The sequence below is a fragment of the Nocardiopsis ganjiahuensis DSM 45031 genome (assembly GCF_000341085.1).
Classification (GTDB): Bacteria; Actinomycetota; Actinomycetes; order Streptosporangiales; family Streptosporangiaceae; genus Nocardiopsis; species Nocardiopsis ganjiahuensis.
Window position 1 is genome coordinate 360,785 of sequence record NZ_ANBA01000011.1, and the last position, 20,135, is coordinate 380,919.

Annotated in this window: 14 protein-coding genes; 11 read left to right on the forward strand and 3 right to left on the reverse strand. The window is 72.3% G+C overall.

The window, feature by feature from the left end; genetic code table 11:
* Positions 1-116: 116 nt before the first annotated feature.
* From D458_RS0116800 to D458_RS33625, 4 genes are all read left to right on the forward strand, one after another.
* Positions 117-1,361 (forward strand): hypothetical protein, encoded by a 1,245-nt coding sequence (locus D458_RS0116800; RefSeq protein ID WP_017587917.1) that lies wholly within the window; start codon positions 117-119, stop codon positions 1,359-1,361.
* 73 nt (positions 1,362-1,434) lie between these two features.
* Positions 1,435-2,214 (forward strand): L,D-transpeptidase family protein, encoded by a 780-nt coding sequence (locus D458_RS0116805; protein WP_026119386.1) that lies wholly within the window; start codon positions 1,435-1,437, stop codon positions 2,212-2,214.
* 21 nt (positions 2,215-2,235) lie between these two features.
* A complete protein-coding gene (locus D458_RS0116810) occupies positions 2,236-3,000 on the forward strand; it encodes a protein phosphatase 2C domain-containing protein (protein ID WP_017587919.1) in 765 nt (254 codons plus the stop codon).
* A 418-nt stretch (positions 3,001-3,418) separates the two neighbouring features.
* Positions 3,419-3,913, forward strand: coding sequence for a hypothetical protein (locus tag D458_RS33625; protein ID WP_017587920.1), 495 nt, complete (start codon positions 3,419-3,421; stop codon positions 3,911-3,913).
* A 16-nt stretch (positions 3,914-3,929) separates the two neighbouring features.
* On the opposite strand, the gene D458_RS0116820 is transcribed toward D458_RS33625, so the two are convergent.
* Complete coding sequence (locus tag D458_RS0116820) at positions 3,930-4,493, reverse strand: TetR/AcrR family transcriptional regulator (protein WP_017587921.1); 564 nt, start codon at positions 4,491-4,493, stop codon at positions 3,930-3,932.
* Positions 4,494-4,502: 9 nt separating this feature from the next.
* Entirely contained in the window at positions 4,503-6,617 is a 2,115-nt protein-coding gene (locus tag D458_RS0116825) for an MMPL family transporter (RefSeq protein WP_017587922.1), read from the reverse strand.
* Positions 6,618-7,002: 385 nt separating this feature from the next.
* Here D458_RS0116825 and D458_RS0116830 point away from each other — a divergent pair, with 385 nt between their 5' ends.
* The 5 genes from D458_RS0116830 (at position 7,003) to D458_RS0116850 (ending at position 14,909) form a co-directional block, all read left to right on the forward strand.
* Positions 7,003-8,307, forward strand: coding sequence for a multidrug effflux MFS transporter (locus D458_RS0116830; RefSeq protein ID WP_017587923.1), 1,305 nt, complete (start codon positions 7,003-7,005; stop codon positions 8,305-8,307).
* Positions 8,308-8,386: 79 nt separating this feature from the next.
* Positions 8,387-8,914, forward strand: coding sequence for a PadR family transcriptional regulator (locus D458_RS0116835; RefSeq protein ID WP_017587924.1), 528 nt, complete (start codon positions 8,387-8,389; stop codon positions 8,912-8,914).
* On the forward strand, positions 8,911-9,651 hold the full coding sequence (locus tag D458_RS0116840) for an ABC transporter ATP-binding protein (protein ID WP_017587925.1): 741 nt from the start codon (positions 8,911-8,913) through the stop codon (positions 9,649-9,651). The genes D458_RS0116835 and D458_RS0116840 overlap by 4 nt, the downstream gene beginning before the upstream one ends.
* A complete protein-coding gene (locus D458_RS0116845; protein ID WP_017587926.1) occupies positions 9,648-12,008 on the forward strand; it encodes an FtsX-like permease family protein in 2,361 nt (786 codons plus the stop codon). The genes D458_RS0116840 and D458_RS0116845 overlap by 4 nt, the downstream gene beginning before the upstream one ends.
* Positions 12,009-12,119: 111 nt before the next feature.
* Positions 12,120-14,909, forward strand: a complete 2,790-nt coding sequence (locus D458_RS0116850) for a DEAD/DEAH box helicase family protein (RefSeq protein ID WP_026119387.1) — start codon at positions 12,120-12,122, stop codon at positions 14,907-14,909.
* An 86-nt stretch (positions 14,910-14,995) separates the two neighbouring features.
* Here D458_RS0116850 and D458_RS0116855 read toward each other — a convergent pair whose 3' ends face one another.
* Positions 14,996-16,525 carry an MFS transporter gene (locus D458_RS0116855; RefSeq protein WP_239647973.1) on the reverse strand — a complete coding sequence of 510 codons (1,530 nt, stop codon included), beginning with the start codon at positions 16,523-16,525 and terminating at the stop codon, positions 14,996-14,998.
* Between the two features lie 231 nt (positions 16,526-16,756).
* Between D458_RS0116855 and D458_RS0116860 the strand changes: the two genes are divergently transcribed.
* A complete protein-coding gene (locus tag D458_RS0116860) occupies positions 16,757-18,463 on the forward strand; it encodes a choice-of-anchor I family protein (RefSeq protein WP_017587928.1) in 1,707 nt (568 codons plus the stop codon).
* Between the two features lie 178 nt (positions 18,464-18,641).
* Entirely contained in the window at positions 18,642-19,835 is a 1,194-nt protein-coding gene (locus tag D458_RS0116865; protein ID WP_239647974.1) for a PP2C family protein-serine/threonine phosphatase, read from the forward strand.
* Positions 19,836-20,135 lie beyond the last annotated feature (300 nt).

Consider the following 20,135-nt stretch of genomic DNA (forward strand, 5'->3'; position numbering starts at 1 on the left):
TAGGGGACCGTTGTCCCGCCCCGTCCGCCCGCCGTGGTGAACCGGGGCGGCGGGCGGGGCGTCGGACCACAGCGGGTCCCGCACGGGATCCGCACCCGGAGCGAAAGGCACCAGACATGACATCGGACCTCCCCGGCGCCTGGAAGACGCTGGAGGCGGGGGACGCCCCGGCCGCGGTGCGTTCCCTGCGCCACACCGCGGACGGCCTCACGGTCGGGGACCTGGCCGAGTTCACCGCGGCGGTCGCTCGCGCCCAGGGCCTGGACGACCTCGCCACCTCCTCCGAGGCTCTGCGGGAACAGCCCGACAGCGCCCAGGCCTGCTACGACTTCGGGTTCGAGTGCCTGGAGGCCGGAGCACCGCACCTGGCGGTCCCCGCCCTCCGGGCCGCGCGCCGACTCGCGCCCGCCGCCGCGCCGGCCCTGTGGGAGCTGGTCTCGGCGCTGGAGGACCAGGAACGGCACGGTGACGCGGTGCGCGAGCTGCGGGCCTGGGAGGGCGACCTCCCTGACTGGCCGGGCGGTTACCTGCTCGCCTACAACGCGCTGTGCTCCGGGGACGCGGGCACCGCACGCGAGGTCCTCGACCGGCTGTCGACCCCCGACGACGACAGCTGGGACCTGGCCCACGACCGGATCACCCGGATGGTGGACCGGGCCGGGGCCGCGCGGGCGGCGGGCCCCATGGACGAGCGGGACCTGCGCGGTTGGCAGTTCGCGCTGACCGGGGCGGTCCTCGGACAGATCTCCCCGCACGGCTTCGACGAGGGCATGAACGGCCGGTTCGCCTACCTCGGCGACTCCTACACCTCGTGCCTGACGGGGCTGCGGGACCTGGCCGCGGTGCTCGGGGCCACGGGGCAGCGGCCGGACGCGGTCATGCCGCTGCCGGACCGCTCCAGCCGGATCCTCGGGCTGGCCGCCGCCCGGTCGCTGGACCTTCCTGTGGTGCCGGTGGACCCGGAGCGCTCGGACGCCGTGGTGGTCGCCTACGACCTGAACGACACCGACCCGGAGCTGCTGCGCCGGCTGGTGCCCAGGGCGCCCGGGCAGATCCTGTTCGAGCACGCCTCCTGCTGGACGTCCCCTCCCGGGGCCACCGCCGACGTGGTCTCCGTGCTGCACCAGCAGGTGGTCCGGCCCTGGGGTGAGAGCTTCAGGGTGGTGGACGGCGGGGTCGAGCAGGTGCCCGCGGACGACGCGCCCGAGGAGGAGCTGGCCGAACGGATCCTCGCGGCCGAAGCCGAGGAGCGGGACCCGGCGCTGACGCCCTTCGCCGAGGCGGTCACCGACCACTGGGCCCGGGGCCCGCGCCTGCCCGTGGCCACCTCCGGCCCGGTCCGCAGCTCCCGCTTCGAGTAGCCGGCGGGGCACGGTTCCGAGGGTGAGCGACCCGGATCCGGGACAACGGCGGGCTTATGGGTAAATGGGACGTATGGTTTCCCCCCGATCACACTCCGCAAGGACCCCCGTCCGAACGACCACCCTCACCCTCGGGGCGGCCTGCGCCCTGGCGGTGGGGACGGCGCTGCTGTCCGCACCGGCGCACGCCGCACCCGTCCCGGCCCCGGCTCTCTCCGCCCCGGCCGCCTCGGTCCCCTCCTCCGTGGAGGTGACCGAGGACCTCCGCAAGGGCGACTCCGGCGCCCAGGTGAGTGCGCTCCAGGAACAGCTGGCCGCGCTCGGCTACTGGATCGACGGCGTGGACGGCGAGTTCGGCCTGCACACCGAGCACGCCGTACTGGCGCTCCAGAAGGCCGCCGGGATCGGCCGGGACGGCGTCGTCGGCCCCGACACCCGGGCCGCGCTCAGCGCGGGCACTGTGCCGACCGCCGCCACGGGCTCGGGTTCGGTGGTGGAGATCGACCTCGAACTCCAGCTGCTGCTGGTCGTCACCGACGGCGAGGTCGAGAGCGTCATCCACACGTCCACCGGTTCCGGTCAGCCCTACGAGGGCTCCGACGGCTCCGAGCGGATCGCCACGACGCCCACGGGCGAGTACGCGGTCTTCCGTGACGTCGACTCCTGGGACCCGGGCCCGTACGGGGCGCTGTACCGGCCCAAGTACTTCAACGGCGGCATCGCCGTGCACGGGTACCCCAGCGTCCCGGCCCAGCCCGCCTCCAAGGGCTGCGCCCGGGTGAGCCTGGCCGCCATGGACTGGCTGTGGGAGCAGGGCCACCTGGACGTGCACGCCACCGTGTCGGTGCGCTGAGCCGAGGCCGGGAGGCGACCTGTGCCCTTCCTCGTCGCCACCGCCCCCGGCCGCCCCGACCACCCGAACGAGGACTTCGCGGCGGTGACCGCCACCGCCGCGGTCCTGCTCGACGGGGTCAGCGCCCCCGTGCACCCGGACAACGGCTGTTCGCACGGGGTGTCCTGGCACACGCGGCGCCTGGGGGCGCTGCTGCTGGCCGGGGCGGACGCGGGGGCCTCCCTGCGTGAGGCGCTGGCGGAGGCGATCACCGCGGTGTCGGCCGCGCACGAGGGGACGTGCGACCTCGGCAACCAGCAGACGCCCTCGGCCACGGTGGTGGCGGTCCGGGTCGCCGACGACCACCTGGAGTACCTGGTGCTGTCGGACTCGGTGCTGCTCACCGAGGAGGGCGCAGGGGTCCGGCTGATCGCGGACACGAGGTTGGACGACCTGCGTCCCCGGGTGGCTCCGGGGACGCCGGTCCGTGCCTGGCGCAACGTCCCGGGCGGGTTCTGGACCGCCGGCGCCGATCCCCGGGCCGCTGAGGAGGCCCTGGCCGGGACGGTCCCCAGGGGTGCGTTCCTGGCGATGACCGACGGCGCGAGCCGGGCGGTGGAGGTGTTCGGCGACCTGTCCTGGGAAGGCGCTTTCGAGCTGGTCCGGCAGCGGGGTCCGAGCGCTCTGGTGGAACGGGTGAGGGACCTGGAGGCGGCGGACCCCTCCTGTCGGCTGCACCCGCGCGGCAAGGCCCGGGACGACGCCACCGCACTGTGGTGGGAACCCGCCCCTCCCACTCCTAGTTAGGGACGTCCTCAACCCCTAGTTTCGGACATGGCATTTCTCGGGAAAGAAAGATCGTTTTCCAGCCATACCCAAGTGAACAGGGAAAAGAATGCATCTGACATTACGGACGTTTCCATTGGGGCCAGAGATCACCTTTGATCCGTTTTCATAGAAAACTTCTCAACAGGACACCCCGTGGCGAAGCCACCGTGTCGGAAAGAGACGTACGCCTCCCACAAACCCGGACACCAGGCGCTTTCGCGTGTCGTCTTCTTCCGGTAGATTTCCCTGTAACCGGTCAGTCGGAGTTCCCGCCGCAACGCCCCGCATCCGCTGGTCGACCTTCTCAGAACCCCCTTGACCGCACCCGTGCCCCACGGGTGCCGGAGAGTCTTTCCATGACCCAGGCCGTCGCGCCGACCGCCGAAAAGGAGACCGTGTGAGTGTCCCGGGCGTCCTCGAACCGACCGGTCCCAACCGCTCACTCCCCCGGCCCGGTTGGCTCGACCGTGTCCCCTCCGAACCCATGGCCCTCCCCATAGACCCCAACGAGAGCGCGCACCCCGAACCGGAGCAGCGCCCCAACCCCATGGACGCGAACACCCCCGAGGAGTTCCTCCTGACCATGCGCCGCTACCTCGCGTGGGCGGGTGACTGGTCGTACCTGGAGCTGGAGTACAAGTGCGGCGGCGTGGTCAGCGCCCCCAAGTTCCAGCGCGCGCTGGAGGGCACCGAGCTCCCCGGCTACGTGTTCCTGATGGCCTTCGTGACCGCCTGCGTCGGCACCGACGAGGGCGAACGCCTCCGCTGGGCCACCTCCTGGCACCGCCTCCGCCGCGCGGCCCGCGCAGCGGAGGACGCCCGCCTGCGCGCCCTCCAGCAGGAGACCCGACCGGAGGCTCCGCACCAGGACGGCCCCCCGCAGGACAGCTGACCTCGGGCCGCCGTCCTCAGCCGGCGGCGGCGCCCAGGTAGGTGAGCAGGTCCTCGACCAGACCCGCGGGGTCGGTACGGCCCTTCTCCGCGGACAGGTGCCCGGCCAGGGACAGGTCGACCGCGCCGTGGGTCAGGGAGTGGACCAGCGCCGCGGCGCGTTCGGTGTCACCGGCGGGCAGAAGCCCCCTGTCCTGGGCCCCCGCCACCAGGACGACCAGCGCCGTCCGGGCCTCCGCGGCCGCGCGGCCCAGGACCGCCGACTCGCTGCGCCACGAGCCGAACACCAGCTTGAACCGGGCCGGGTGGTCCAGTGCCCAGACCGTGTAGAGGTTCAGCGCCGCCCTCAGGCTCTCCGGGCCGGTCGGGGGCAGGGACCGCAGCGCCGCCCCCAGTCCGCCGAGCTCACCCGCCGCGACCTCCGCGAGCAGGTCCTCCTTGTCGGCGAAGTGCTTGTACGGGGTGTTGTGCGAGACCCCGGCCAACCGCCCCACCTCGCGTAGCGTGACCGCCTCGGGACCACCCGAGTCCAGGAGTCGGGTGGCGGCGTCGAGGAGCTTGTCCCTGGTCGTGGTCGGCATCCCCGCAGACTACCGAGCGGGCCACCAGTTGGCGCGGCCGAGCAGGCGCATGGAGGCGGGCACCAGCAGTGCGCGGACCAGGGTGGCGTCCAGGATCAGCGCGACGGAGAGTCCGATGCCCAGGGTCGTGACGACCAGCGAGTCCGACACGATCCCCGTGGTCGCGAGCACCACCACCATGAGCAGGGCGGCGCCGCTCACCACCGCCCCGGTGTGCTGCAGCGCACCGGCCACGGAGCGGGCGGTGTCCCCGGTGCGCGTGTACTCCTCCCGGGCGCGGCTGACGATGAAGAGTTCGTAGTCGGTGGTCAGGCCGAAGGCGATCACCAGGACGATCTCGTACAGCCACAGGTCCGTGGTGCCCACCGGGTCGAATCCCAGGAGCGGGGCGAGGCCGCCTTCCTGGATCGCCCAGGTGAGCAGGCCGAACGTGGCCGCCAGGGAGAGCACCGCGGCCAGCACCGCCTTCACCGGCAGCACGACCGACCGGAATGCCAGGCCGAGCAGGACCAGGGTGGCCGCCACGACGAAGGCCAGCACCCCGGGCAGGGCGGCGAGGGTGGCCTCGGTGTCGTCCAGGGTCCCGGCGGGGGTGCCCGCACCGCCGACCAGGACCTCCCGCGCCCCGGGCGGTACCGGTTCGGCGCGGATCGCGCGGACGAGGTCGAGGTTGCCCGGGTCGTCGGGCGCCCCCTCGTAGGCCACGCTGAGGTGTGCGAGCCCGTCAGAGGTGTGCTCCACCCGTGTGCCGGAGGCCCCGGGCAGGGCTGCGAGCCGGTCCGCGTAGGACTCCAGCCCCGGCAGGTCGGCCTCCCCCTCGCCGACGACCGCGACGTCCATCGTCGGGCTCGCGGGGCCGCCCACCGGGAAGTCCTCCGCCAGGATGCGGGAGCTCACCTGGCCGTCGTTGTCGGAGGGCAGGTAGCGGTGGCTGACGGTCCCGGCGTCGAGGGACAGCAACGGCAGGGCGGCCAGGGCGAGGACCGCCGTCACCGCGGTGAGGCTCAGCCAGGGGCGGCGCATCACCCCGGTGGCGAGCCGTTCCCACAGGCCGGTGGCGGTCAGGGCGGGAATCGGCAGCGGGAACCGGTTCACCCGGTGGCCCAGGACCGCGAGCAGCGCGGGCAGCACCACGACCGCGGCGGCGATGTTGAGCAGGACCACGCTGATCCCGCCGAGCCCGATGGAGTGCGAGACGGGCTGCGGGAACAGGAGCATGCCGCAGAGGGCCACCGCGACGGTGATCCCCGAGTAGGCGACGGTGCGTCCGGCGGTGGCGAGGGTGGGCGGGAGCGCGGCCGCGACGTCGCCGGTGCGGGAGAGCTCGTCGCGGAACCGGCCGACCACGAAGAGGCCGTAGTCGATGGCCAGGCCCAGGCCGAGGAGCACGGTGATCTGGAGGGCGAAGACGGACACCTCGGTGACCTGTGTCCACAGTCGCAGCAGGGCGGTGGCACCGATGATCGAGAGCACCCCGAGGGCCAACGGCAGGAGCGCGGCGACCAGGCCGCGGAACACGACCACGAGCAGGACGAAGAGCAGCGGCATCGCGATGACCTGAGCGGCGACCAGGTCGTTCTCGGCGATCACCTGGAGTTCGTGGACGCTGGTGAGCTGACCGCCCAGGTGGTGCTCGAACCCGTCGGCGGGCAGGTGGTCCAGGACCGCCTGGTAGGAGGCGAGCCGTTCCTGTTCGTCCGCGCCGGCCATGGTCAGGGCGACATAGGTGGAACGCCGGTCCTCGGAGACGAGGAGGTCGGGGTCGTACGGACCCGGGTCCCAGTGGTGCAGCGCCGATTCCACGTGTTGTCCGGGGAGCCGGTCGAACACCCCTTCCAGGGCGGCGGCCCGGTCGGGATCGTCCACGGTGCCGCTGTCGGCGCCGCCGTCCGGGGAGGCCGTGTAGACGGCGACGGCGTCGATCCGTTCCGCCCCGACCCCCTCGGCCCCCTCCAGCAGGGCCTCGGCCCGCGCGGTCTCGGTGCCCGGGGCGTCGTAGCCGGAGGTACTCAGCTCACCGAACACCCCGGCGCCCCAGATCCCTGCCAGCGGTACGAGCAGCGCGGTCACCAGGACGACCGTCCAGCGCCGGCGATAGGTGAACCGTCCCAGCAGGGAGAACATGCGCGCCTCCTTGGTTGACAACGTCAACCCATGGTTGTGGGCCACCCTCCGAAGGGTCCGCAGTGGCGGCGTGTAGACACTGACAACTTTAGATACCGGGGTGACAGTGTCAACCCCCCACCGGCCGGACCGGCGGCGGCGAACGCCCCGGGTGAGCGCCCTCACGCCGCACGAAACCCCTTATGGGCAGGGGGTTCCAGCCTGTGGTTCGGATCACCGGACAACTTCGGTCAAGCGGGGATTGCCATCCCGTGGTCACCCGTTGCACGCGGAGTGTCCCGCACATGGGACCGCCCCAAGGTGCCCCACCCGAAGGTGGCTCACGGCGCCGAACACCAACCCCCAGGTTGACCCTGACCTTCCACAGCCATGCCCTGGAGAGCTCGTGAGCCTTACCGTCGCACGCCCGAACGCGCACAGGAACAACCGGATCGACAACGACCGGCCCAACCGCACGAACACCAGCCCCCCGGCCCCGGCCCCGAGCCGGTCCACCGCCCTGCTCGTCCTCGTCCTCGGCGTCCTGTCGGCCATCGGCCCGCTCGCCACCGACCTCTACCTGCCCGCGCTCCCCGAGATCGCCGCCGACCTCGGGGCCAGTGAGTCCCGGGTCAAACTGACCCTGACCGCCGTGATGGCCGGCCTGGCCCTCGGGCAGCTCGTCTCCGGCCCGCTGAGCGACCGCTGGGGCCGCCGCGCTCCCCTGCTCGTGGGGACCGCGGTGTTCACGGCGGTGACCTTCGCGATCGTGTTCGTGTCCTCGGCCGAGGCGTTCATGGCCCTGCGGTTCCTCCAGGGGCTGTCCGCGGCGGCCGGCCTGGTGGTCTCCCGCGCGGTGGTGCGGGACGTGTTCCACGGCGACACAGCCGCGACCTTCTTCTCCCGGCTCGTGCTGCTGACCGGGCTGGCGCCCATGCTCGGCCCGGTCCTGGGCGGTCAGCTGCTGCTGTTCGGACCCTGGCAGCTGATCTTCGGGGCGCTGGGCCTGACCGGAGCGGCGACCTTCGCCCTGGTCCTGTTCGCACTGCCGGAGAGCCTGCCGCGCGAACAGCGCCGGCGCCAGGACCCGCGGGTCCTCGCCCGCACCTTCGGCCGCCTGCTCCGCGACCCCGGGTTCATCGCGCCGACGATGGTCCTGACGCTGAGCTTCGGGATGAGCTTCACGTACATCTCCGCGTTCTCGTTCGTGTCCCAGTCCGAGTTCGGGGCCACTCCCCAGCAGTTCAGCCTGATCTTCGGCGTGACCACGCTCGGCATGATCATCGGCAACCAGGTCAACGTGGTGCTGATCCGCCGGATGGAGCTGCGCCGCCGCCTCGGGCTGGGGCTCGTGGGCGCGGTCGCCTCCGTGGCGGGGATGGGCCTGCTGGCCGCGAGCGGGTCGGCCGGCCTGGTGACGGTCACCGCGGCGCTGTTCGTGATGATGGTCTTCACCGGGCTCATCTCGCCCAACGCGACGGCGATGGCGCTGTCCGGCCAGTCCTCCGAGATCGCCGGGACCAGCTCGGCGCTGCTGGGGACGCTCCAGTTCGGGGTGGGTTCGGCGCTGGCCGCCACCGCCGGGCTGACCGGCTCCACCACCATGGCGAGCATGACCACGGTGATGCTGGCGACGGCCGTGGGCGCCGCCCTGGTGTTCCTGTACGCGGCCGTGCGCGAGCGCGCCGCCGGCCCGGCCCCGGCCGTCTGAGCGGACCGGGCCGGGCCGCCCCTGTGGATGGCCTTCCGGCTATACACACGGGGTATACATCATGTGTATAGTCAGTCGCATGTCACTCGGCCAAACACTTCTGGGGCTGCTGGAAACCCGCCCCCAGCACGGATACGACCTCAAGCGGGCCTACGACGAGCGCTTCGCCACCAAGCGCCCGCTCGCCTACGGGCAGGTGTACGCCACCCTGTCCCGGCTCCTGAAGAACGGGCTGGTGGAGGTGGACTCGGTGGAGCCCGGTGCGGGCCCCGAGCGCAAGCGCTACACCGTGACCGACGCCGGGGTCACCGACGTCGAACGGTGGCTCGCCTCCCCGGAGAGCCCCGAGCCCTACCTGCAGAGCACCCTGTACACCAAGGTCGTGCTGGCCCTGCTCACCGGCCGCTCGGCCGACGACATCCTCGACGTCCAGCGCGCCGAGCACCTGCGCCAGATGCGCGAGCTCACCCGCCGCAAGGCCGACGGAGACCTCTCCGACCAGCTCATCTGCGACCACGCGCTGTTCCACCTCGAAGCCGACCTGCGCTGGCTGGAACTGACCGCCGCCCGGCTGAACGACCTGGCCGGAGAGGTGCGGGGCCGATGACCCACTCCACCCCCCGGACCGCACCGGCCCCGGAGAGCACCGGCACCCCGGAGGACGCCGTGGAACCGCTGCTCGTCGGATCGGGCCTGCGCAAGTCCTTCGGCCTCACCCAGGCCCTGGAGGACGCCTCCCTGAGCCTGTACCCCGGCGAGATCGTGGCCGTCATGGGCCCGTCCGGCTCCGGGAAGTCCACCCTGCTGCACTGCCTGGCCGGGATCGTGCGGCCCGACGGCGGCCGCGTCGGCTACGGCGACACCGACCTCACCGAGGTCTCCGATTCCCGGCTCAGCGACCTGCGCCGTACCGAATTCGGCTTCCTCTTCCAGTTCGGCCAGCTCGTCCCCGAACTCTCCTGTGTCGAGAACGTCGCGCTGCCCCTGCGGTTGGGCGGGGAGTCCCGGCGCCGGGCCGAACGCACCGCCGTCGACTGGCTGGAGCGGCTGGACGTGGCCGAGGTCGCCGGGAAGACCCCGGGTGAATGCTCGGGCGGCCAGGGCCAGCGGGTCGCGGTGGCCCGGGCCCTGATCACCCGGCCCCGGGTGGTGTTCGCGGACGAACCGACCGGTGCCCTCGACTCCCTCAACGGGGAGCGGGTGATCCGGATGCTCACCGACGCCGCGAGGGAGAGCCGTGCCGCCGTGGTCCTGGTGACGCACGAGCCCCGGGTGGCCGCCTACGCCGACCGTGAGGTCGTGGTCCGGGACGGCCGCACCCGTGACCTCGGAGGGCTCGCATGAGCCTGCGTGAACGCGCTCCCGGAAAGGTCCGGCAGGAGCGGGCCCGACCGTCCTTCCTCAAGGACCTCTGGCTGGGCGCCCAGCTCTCCGTGCGCGGTGGCAGGGAGGTCGTACTGCGGACCCTGCTGACCGCGACAGGGGTGGGCGTGGCCACAGCCGCCCTGCTTCTGGCCGCTGCCCTGCCGACCGTCATGGCCCACCTGAACGAGCGTTCGGCGGACCGCCTCGACTACCAGGTGGCGGAGTACCCGCCACCCCCCGCGGGCGAGGACACCCTGCTGTTCAGCCTCGCCGACACCGCCTACGAGGGAAACCCGATCCACGGACGGATCGTCCGGGCCGAGGGGTCCGATCCCCCTCTCCCTCCCGGGGTGTCCGAGATCCCCGGCCCCGGGGAGATCGTGCTCTCCCCCGCTCTGGCCGAGCTCCTCGAGGAACCGGAGAACGAGGTACTCCAGCGCAGGTTCGACCACACCCCCGTCGGAGAGATCGGGCCCGAGGGCCTGATGGGACCGCACGAGCTGGCCTTCTACCTCGGTGACGGGGAGTTGACCCTGGACAACGCCGGGAACCGGATCACCGGCTACGGCGGGGAGCCGGGCCCCAGCGGGGACGAACCCGTCATCATGCTGCTCGGTGCGGTGGGCGTGATCGTCATGCTCACCCCGGTGGTGGTGTTCCTCGGCGCGGCGGTGCGCTTCGGCGGCGAACAGCGCGACCGGCGTCTGTCCGCGCTGCGGCTGATGGGCGCCGACCGCGGCGCCACCCGGCGTATCGCGGCGGGTGAGACCCTCCCCGGGGTCGCGCTCGGCCTGGCCCTCGGAGTGGGATTCTTCCTCCTCGGACGCCCGATCGTGGAGTCGGTGCCGATCTCGTCCGGGTTGTACACCGCCGACGTGACACCGCACCCGGTGCTCGGCCCCCTGGTGTTCGCCGCGGTACCGTTCCTGGCCCTGTGGGTGGTGCTCGGCTCGCTGCGCGGTGTGGTGGTCGACCCGTTGGGCACCGTACGCCGCGCGGAGCGGACGCGTCCCAGGCTGTGGTGGCGACTGCTCCTGTTCGTGCTGGGGGTCTCCCTCATCGTTCTGAGCATGCGTCTCAGCCTCGCCGGGAACCAGTGGGTCCCGATGGTGTCGGTCGGGCTCCTGGCCTCCCTGTTCGGCACGACGGCCGTGCTGCCCTGGTTGGTCGACCGGCTCTTCGGCCGCGCCTCGGGCGGGCCTCTCTCCCTCCAGCTGGCCCTGCGCCGGCTGGGCGCGGCGGGCGGCGGACCCACCCGCGCGGTCAACGGGATCGTGGTGACCGTGGCGGGCGCCATCGCGTTGCTGAGCCTGTTCGCGAACGCCTGGGACGACTCCACGGTGGAGCTCGCGGAGACCATCGAGGAGGTGTACGCGGATCAGGAGTTCGGCGCGCCCGGGTTCCAGCTCCAGACCGATCTGCGGTCGGTCCCGGTCGGGAGCGACCCCGCCGGTGCCGTGGCGGAGGTGCGGGGCGTGGAGGAGGTCCTGGCCTACAGCAGGGTGGACGGCGTCACCGACGACGGCTCCGGGATCCGCGTCCTCGTCGCCGACTGCCCCTCCCTGCGGCTGATGGCCGACCTGCCCGAGTGCTCCCCCGGGGACGCCTTCAGCGGGGTGCCGGGGCTGGAACCCGGTGGCACGCTCATGGTCGGGGGCGGCGACGAGGTGAACGCGGCTCCCTGGACCGTGCCCGAGTTCACCGAGTTCGACGGACCCCTGGTCGAGCACCCCTGGTACGGGTTGGGGCACACGGCGAAGGACGCCGTGCTCGCCACTCCGGAGGCGGCCGCGCTGCCCGAGGGGATCGCGGTACCGGGCACGCTCTGGATGCGGGCCGACCCGTCCGCCTCCGGAATGGCGGAAGAGCTCAAGGCCGCTATCGCGGCCCTGGACCCGACGGCCCGGGTGGAGATCCCGTTCGCCAGCGCGACCATCCCCACCATGATCAGGATGCGTGACGCGCTCACCGCCGGGGCCCTGGCCGCCCTCACGGTGATCGCCGCCGGACTGGTGGTGGGCACGGTCGAGCAGATCCGGGAGCGCAGGAGGGTGCACGCGGTGCTCACCGCCTTCGGCACCCGACGACGCACTCTGGTGGCGTCGGTGCTGTGGCAGACCGTGCTTCCCGTACTCCTGGGCATCGCCCTGGCCACGGTGGTCGGGATGGCTCTGGGAGCTCTGATTCAACGATTGGTGGGGCTCCCCGTGGCCTTCGTCCTGCCAGACATCCTCATCATCGTCGGCGCGGGGCTGGGCGTGGCGGTCCTGACCACCCTGCTGGCCCTGCCCCCGCTCCTGAGGACCATGCGCCCGGAGGGTCTGCGCTGGGAGTGAGCGTGCCGCGGTGAACGACCCGGCGGGTCCGCGGTTCGAGCGGGCGCGGACCCGCCGCCCGGTTCCGGGCCCTCATGGTGGGAGGGTCCGGAACCGACCTAAGCTGGTTCAATGTCCGCCACCACCGGGAAGACCGGGACCGGCCCGCCGCTGGACGGCTCCCCCTTGGCCGGGGCGGCCTGGCCCGGGGAGCTACGGCCCTACCAGCGCGAGGCCCTCACAGAGGTGGACCGGCGCTGGTCGGACGGGGCCGGGCGGACCTGGATCGTCCTCCCGCCCGGCTCCGGCAAGACCCTCGTCGGGCTGGAGGCCGCCCGGCGCCTGGGCCGCCGCACCGTGGTCCTGGCGCCCAACACCGCCATCCAGGGGCAGTGGGTACGGCACTGGGAGGGCTTCGACCGGCCCGACGGCTGCACCGCGGGGACCGACCGGGGCCTCGGGCACGCCGTCAACGCGCTCACCTACCAGTCGCTGGCCGTCTTCGACCCGGATGCCGAGACCGACGAGGAGGGCCGCTCGGCCACCCCCGTGCGCGACCGGCTGCACGCCAACGGGCGGGCCCTGGTGGACGCGCTGCACGACGCCGGTCCGCTCACGCTCCTGCTCGACGAGTGCCACCACCTCCTCCAGGTGTGGGGGCGCCTGCTCGCCGAGATCCTCGACGAACTCCCCGACGCCCGTGTGATCGGGTTGACCGGCACTCCCGCCGGGAGCCTCACCGCGGCGGAGAAGGAACTGGTCGACCGGCTCTTCGGCCCGCCCGTCATCGGGGCGTCCGTCCCCGCGCTGGTCCGGGACGGGTACCTCGCGCCGTTCGCCGAGCTCGTGCACGTCACCGAGCCCACCCTGACCGAGCACGAGTACCTGGCCGGTCAGGGGGCCCGGTTCGCGGCGATGTGCACGGACCTGCTCGCCCCCGGGTTCGCCACCACCGACTTCCTGCCCTGGCTGGACGCGCGCTTCGTCTCCCGGGACATCCGTGAGGGCGGGCGGATCGGCTGGAGCACCCTGGCCGCACGGTCCCCCGAACTCACCGACGCGGTGCTGCGCCTGCACCACCAGGGGCTGGTCGCGCTGCCCGACGGCGCCCGGGTCCACGAGCGGCACCGGCACCCGCCCCGGGCCGAGGACTGGACGGCGCTCATCGGCGACTACGCCCGACACTGCCTGGCCCCCGGTTCCGACCGGGAGGGCTCCGAACGGGACGAGGAGGCGCGCCAGCGCATCCGGGCCGCCCTGCCGTCCGTGGGATACCACCTCACCCGCAACGGAATCCGCCGCGGCGCCTCCCCCGTGGACCGGGTGCTCGCCCGCAGTGCCGCGAAGTCCCTGGCCACCGTGGAGATCCTCGCCGCCGAGAAGGACGCCGTCGGCCCCCGGCTCCGGGCGCTCGTCCTGTGCGACCACGAACGCGCTTCCGCCCGCGCGCCCGCCGCGCTCCGGGGCGTGCTCTCCGACGACGCGGGGTCGGCCTGGCTCCAGGTGGGACGGCTCGCCGCCGACCCGCGCACCTCGGTACTGGACCCTGTGCTGGTCACCGGCAGGACCGTGGCGACCGGACCGGACACCAGCGCCGCGTTCCTGGACTTCGCCCGCGACGCGCTGCCCGGGGTGGAGCTGTCGGTCCGCGAGACCGACGGACTGCACGTGGTGGAGGGCGCCTGGACCTCGCGCGTCTGGGTGGGCGTGGTGACCCGGTTCCTGGAGTCCGGCGGCTGCCAGGTGCTGGTGGGCACCCGGGCGCTGCTCGGCGAGGGGTGGGACGCGCGCGGGGTGAACACGGTGGTGGACCTGACCACCGCCACCACCCCCACGTCCGTGGTGCAGAGCCGCGGGCGGGCGCTGCGGCTGGATCCGGACTGGCCGGAGAAGACCGCGCACACGTGGACGGTGGTGTGCGTGAGCCGCGAGCACCCGCGCGGGACGGCCGACTGGGAGAGGTTCGCGCGCAAGCACGAGGGGTACCTCGGAGTGAGCGCCGACGGCGAGGTGATGAGCGGGGTCGCGCACGTGGACCCGGAGCTGTCCCCCTACGAGCCGCCCGCCGATCCGGGGGCGGTCAACGCCCGCATGCTGGCCCGCGCCGCCGACCGGGAGGGCACCCGGAACCGCTGGCGGCTCGGTACGGGGTACCGGGACCGGTTGCTGACCACCCTCCGGGTGCGTGCGGCCAAGGGGCAGGAGACGGTGGGCACGGAGACAGCGGAACCGGGTGCGGACCTGGCGCCGCCGCCTCCGCCCCGGGCGCTGGTCGGACCGGAGGGCGTACGGATCCCGGGCGGGAACCGGCCGTCGAAGAAGACGGTGGCCCTGGCCGTGTTCGCCGTGGTGTTCCTGGCCGTGGCGGTGTTCGAGCCGTGGGCGGCGGTTCCGGCGCTGGGCTTCGCGGCGCTCGGTTCGGGCTCGTGGCTTCAGGAGTGGCGGAACCGCCGGCCGCTGCGCCGCGAGGCCGAGCAGCCGGTGGAGACCATCCGGTACGCCTGCGCCGTGGCCGACGCGCTGCGCGGGGCCGAACACTCCCGAACGGGAGCGGAGGGGGTCCGGGTGCACGTGGACACCGACGGCGTGTACCGGTTCACCCTGACCGATCCCGAGTCCTCCGAGCTGTTCGCCGAGGCCCTCGACGAGGTGCTCGGCCCCCTGGTGGGCAGCCCTCGCTACCTGGTCCCCAGGTACGTCCCCGCGCCGAAGGGACCGCCGAGGGCGGTGTACCACGCGGTGCCCTCACTGCTGGCCCGCAACCGCAGGGGCGCCGACGCCTTCGAGTCCGCCTGGCGCGTGTGGGTCAGCTGGGCCGACGCGGTCCACACCCGCTCCGACGAGGGACGCGCGCTGCTCGCCGCCCACCTCGGCAGCTCCCCGGTCGAGGTGACCACGGCCCGCCGCCTCGCCTGGGAGTGAGGTCGGGACGGGCCCCGCGGAAAGCGACGGCCGGAACGGGCCCTGTGAGAGCACGGCAGGACCCGTTCCGGTGATCGGCGCGTCCGTCAACGCTCGGCGGCCTTCGTCCCCCCGGGCAGCGCGTCGCCGTCCTGGAACACCGCGGGCGCCTCTTCCGTGGTGCCACGCCTCCCGGACAGGAGGGCGAACACCCCGATGGTGGCCACCAGCGACAGGGCTGCGACGCCCAACGAGGTGACGTCCCAGGCCGCCGTGAAGTGCTCGGCCAGGGCTCCGGGATCGGAGCCCTCCAGGTCGCCCGCGGTCACCCCGCCGGCGATCTCCGCAGAACCGGTACGGAAGGCCACGATGCTGGTCAGTGCCGCACCGAAGACGGCGATGACCAGGGCCTCGGCTCCACCTCGCAGGGTGTTGAGGAAGCCGGCCGCCATCCCCACCTTCTCCGGTTCGACGATGCTCATCGCCTGTCCGTCGGTGATCCCGAACGAGAGCCCCATGCCGGTGCCGATCAGCACCAGCGGTAGGAACAGTCCGAGCGGGGTGATGCCCGGGTGCAGCACCAGAAGCAGCCCGTTGCCGACGGCCACGAACAGGAGCGCGAGAACGATCAGTCCGCGTGGCGACACACCCTGGTTGACCAGCCAACCGCCCAGTGGCGGGGCCACCAGCACCGGGGCCGTGAGCATGAGCATCATCAGACCCGCGGTCTGGGCCGAGGCTCCCTGTACGCCCTGGAGGTAGGTGGGCAGGAAGACCAGCACCCCGAGGAAACCGATCGAGGTGGTCAGGGTCGCGAGACACCAGGCCATGAAGCGGCCGTTGCCGACCAGGCTCAGGTCGAGCACAGGCTGGGCCACCCTGCGCTGGACGGCGACGAAGACCACCAGGAGCGCCAGGCCGGCCGACAGCGCGCCGACCACCCTCGGGGTTCCCCAGCCCAGCTCGGGCGCCTCGATGATCGCGTACATCACCAGGGTCAGGCTGAGGACGAAGGTCACCACGCCGCCCCAGTCCACACGCGGCCGCTCCGGGGCACGGGGCTCGGCCATGAACACCGAACCGGCCAGGATGACCAGGCCGACCCCGACATAGGCGAGGAACGCCGCACGCCAGCCCGCCGCGCCGACCAGCAGGCCGGAGAGCGTCGGCCCGATGGCGATGCCGACACCCGCCATGGTGCCCATGGCGGCGAAGGCCCGGGTGCGCGCGGCACCGTCGAAGGCGGTGGCCAGCAGCGCACCGCCGCTGGCCATGATCGCGGCACCGCCGATACCGGTGATCAGGCGGGCGGCGTCGAGCAGGAGGATGTCACCGACCAGGGCGCTGGCCCCGTTGCCCAGCGAGAAGACGACCGCGCCGATGACGAACAGCAGCCTCCTCCCGAACAGGTCGGAAAGGGAGCCGCAGACCAGGGTGAAGGCGGCGAAGGTGAGGTTGTACCCGGCCACCACCCAGTGCAGCGGAGCGCCGGAGGCTTCGAGCTCCGCACCGATGCTCGGAACGGCGACCGCCGTCCCCGAAATCGACATGGCCACGACCAGGACTCCCAGCATGACGCCGGCGAGCAGCAGCCCCGGACTTGATCTCTGACGTGGTCTCCCGCGCGTCGTACCCACGTGTTTCTCCTTCGCTTCGGCAGCCTTCGCCCCCATCCTCAAACCTCAAGTAAAGTTGATGTCAATACGGTGCGTCGGGGGCCGGTCACCGAAAGGTGCTCCCCGGCCGCGCCTTCGGAAGCTGGGGCTTCATCCGCAGGACACCGGGTGTTCGGCCCGGGCTCTTCCTCCCCTGGTTGGCTCGGCGCGGGCGCGACCGCGCCCGAGTCCCCCGAACCACCAGGAAGCACCATGCGCACGACCCTGACCGCCTCGGCCGTCCTGGCCCTCGGCCTCACCACGGCCGTTCCCGTCCACGCCGACGACTCCCCCTCGTACGGAGCGCCCGAGGCGAGCGGGGCCATCGGGCTGTCCGCGCTCGGCAGCTACCACACGGACGTCTTCGACGACTCCGCGGCCGAGATCGTCGCCCACGACCCGCGCACCCAGCGGCTGTTCGTGGTGAACGCCGCGTCCGCGACCGTGGAGGTCCTGGACGTGTCCGACCCCGAGCGGCCCGAGAAGCTCTTCGACCTGGAGACCGCCGGGGTGGCGGCGGCCGACGGTTCCGTGGTGGAGGAGGGCGGCGCGGCCAACTCCGTGGCGGTCCACGGGAACACCGTGGCCGTGGCGGTGGAGGCGGCGGACCACACCGACGACGGCTGGGTGGTCTTCTTCGACACCGACGGCAACCCGGTGAACGCCCTGCGGGTCGGTGCCCTGCCGGACATGGCGACCTTCACCCCCAACGGGCGCATCCTGCTGGTGGCCAACGAGGGCGAGCCGAACGACGACTACACGGTCGACCCGGAGGGTTCGGTGAGCGTGGTCGAGGTGGGCCGCAGGCCCGCCTCGCTCACCCAGGACGACGTGCGTACCGCGGACTTCCGCGCCTGGGACGAGGGCCGCGAGCTCCACCCGGACGTGCGGGTGTTCGGACCCGACCTGTCCACCGGCGAGCCCGGCACCCCCGGGCGGGTGGCGCGCAACCTGGAGCCCGAGTACATCGTGGCCGACACCGCCTACAGCGCCCACGTGGTGCTCCAGGAGGCCAACGCCTTCGCTGTCCTGGACCTGCGCACCGCGGAGTTCACCGACATCGTGCCGTTCGGGCTGAAGGACCACCTCGAGCCCGGGAACGAGCTGGACGTGTCCGACCGGGACGACGCGGTCGACATCGCCAACTGGCCGGTCCTGGGCATGTACCAGCCCGACGGGTTCGACTCCTACCGGTGGCGGGGACAGACGCTGCTGGTCACCGCCAACGAGGGCGACGCCCGTGACTGGGACGGCTACTCGGAGGAGACCCGGCTGAAGAACCTGGACAGGACGGCCCCGCTGTGCGAGGACTCGCCCCGGATCCAGGACTTCCTCGCCGACAACGACCAGGGGATCAGCAGCGTGGACGAACTGCTGGCCGACCACAACATGGGGCGTCTGACGGTGAGCACCGCCGACGGTCTGCGTGAGGACGGCTCCTGCTACGAGGACGTCCACGCCTTCGGCGGGCGCTCCTTCTCGATCTTCACCGCCGACGGCGAGCAGCTCTTCGACTCCGGCTCCGACTTCGAGCGGATCACCGCCGAGGCCGCGCCCGAGTACTTCAACTCCAACCACAAGGAGAACAGCTTCGAAACCCGCAGCGACGACAAGGGCCCCGAGCCCGAGGACGTCGTCCTGGGCAAGGTGGGCGGCCGCACCTACGCGTTCATCGGCCTGGAGCGGGTGGGCGGGGTGATGGTCTACGACGTCACCGACCCGCACGACGTGACCTTCACCCAGTACCTCAACCACCGCGACTTCGACGCCGAGCCGGGTACCCGCGAGGCCGGCGACCTGGGCCCCGAGGGGCTGACCTTCATCAGCGCCGGGGACTCCCCGGTTCCGGGCACCCCCGTCCTCGTCGTCGCCAACGAGGTCTCCGGCAGCACCACGCTGTTCCGCGTCGACCGGGGCTGAGCCTCCGTGGCAAGGGGGAGGGGGCGGAGTTCCCTCTCCCCCGCGCCGATGACCCGGTGTTGGCGGGCCGACGCGTAACATGGCGTTCCGCCGCTTCCGAACCGAACGCGGCGCGAGGGTGAAAGGCGTCCCCGACGGGGCATGATGTGGTCCTCACACCAAGACGCAGGTGGTCGGCGTGTCCGTCAACGAAGAACTGGTCGAGATGTTCGCCGGGCTGCTCGAGGACTCGCACCTGACGACGATCGAGCAGCTCCCGGCGACGGTGGGCAGCCGTGCCGAGCGCGCGGGCTTCCACCACGTGGCGATCTACGTGGTGGACCTCCAGCAGGACGTGCTCCGGCTGCTGGTCCGTGGCGGGTCCGAGAACGACCCCGAGTACAGCGAGACCGAGCTGTCGATCAACGACACCCTGGCCGGACGCTCCTTCGAGACCCTCACCCCCCTGAGTGAGACGGGTGCGAAGCTCGACCGGTGGTGGGTCCCCCTCCAGGACGGGGCCGAGCGGCTCGGAGTCCTGCGCGTGGACACCGAGGAGTCCGGGGACGCGACCCTGCGCGCCATGCGGGCACTGGCGGTCATGGTCGCGATGATGGTGGTGGTCAAGCGCGAGTACAGCGACTCCTTCGCCCGGCTGTGCCGGACCCGGCCGATGAGCGTGGCGGCCGAGCTCCAGTGGAACCTGACGCCGCCGAACGAGTTCGCCAACAACCAGGTGACCATCAGCGCCGTCCTCGAACCGGCCTACGAGGTCGGCGGCGACGCCTTCGACTACGGGATCGACGACGACGTGGCCCACGTGGCGGTGTTCGACGCGATGGGCCACGACGTGACCGCGGGCCTGGCCGCCAACCTCGCTGTCGCCTCCTACCGCAACAGCAGGCGGGAGGGCGCCTCCCTCATGGAGACGGGTGAGGCGATCGAGGCGACCCTGGTGGAGCACCTGGGGACCGTCCGCTACGTGACCGCCCTCATCGCCGACCTGAACCTGAGGACCGGGATGCTGACGTGGATCAGCCACGGCCACCAGCCGCCGGTGCGGATCCGGGGCGGTCGCATGGTCGACCTCCCCGAGGGCCAGCCGGGCTCCCCGCTCGGCGTCGACCTGGGGCTGGGCGCGACCGCGTGCCAGGAGCAGCTCCAACCGGGAGACCGCCTGGTGCTGTTCACCGACGGGATCACCGAGACGCACAACCCGGGCGGCGACGAGTTCGGCCTGGACCGGTTCGTGAACTTCATCGTCCGCCACAACGCGGAGGGCCTCCCCATTCCCGAGACCCTGCGCCGCCTGATCCACGGCATCCTCGACTACCACGGCGGCGCCCTCCAGGACGACGCCACCGTCCTCTTCCTGGAGTGGCACGGCCCCTGAACCGGAGCGCGGCAGGGCGGGAGCCGACCCAGCCACGCGCCCGGAAGGACGCGAACTTCGGAAAACAGTTCACCGAATTCGGATAACAACACGGGATATTCTTTGGGAATCCACTCCCCTGAAACACGGGGAGGGTTATCCGATTGTCATTGCACGGTGTCCTTTGCCTTCCCTTTGCGCAACTAGAGTCTCCGACTGGACAGTATTCACGCAGTTCAAGAGCGCAGTACTGCTCAGCCGCCCGCGAACGTCCGCCTGACCGCACAGCCCGGACGCGCAACATCCCCCTCCCGGCCGGAA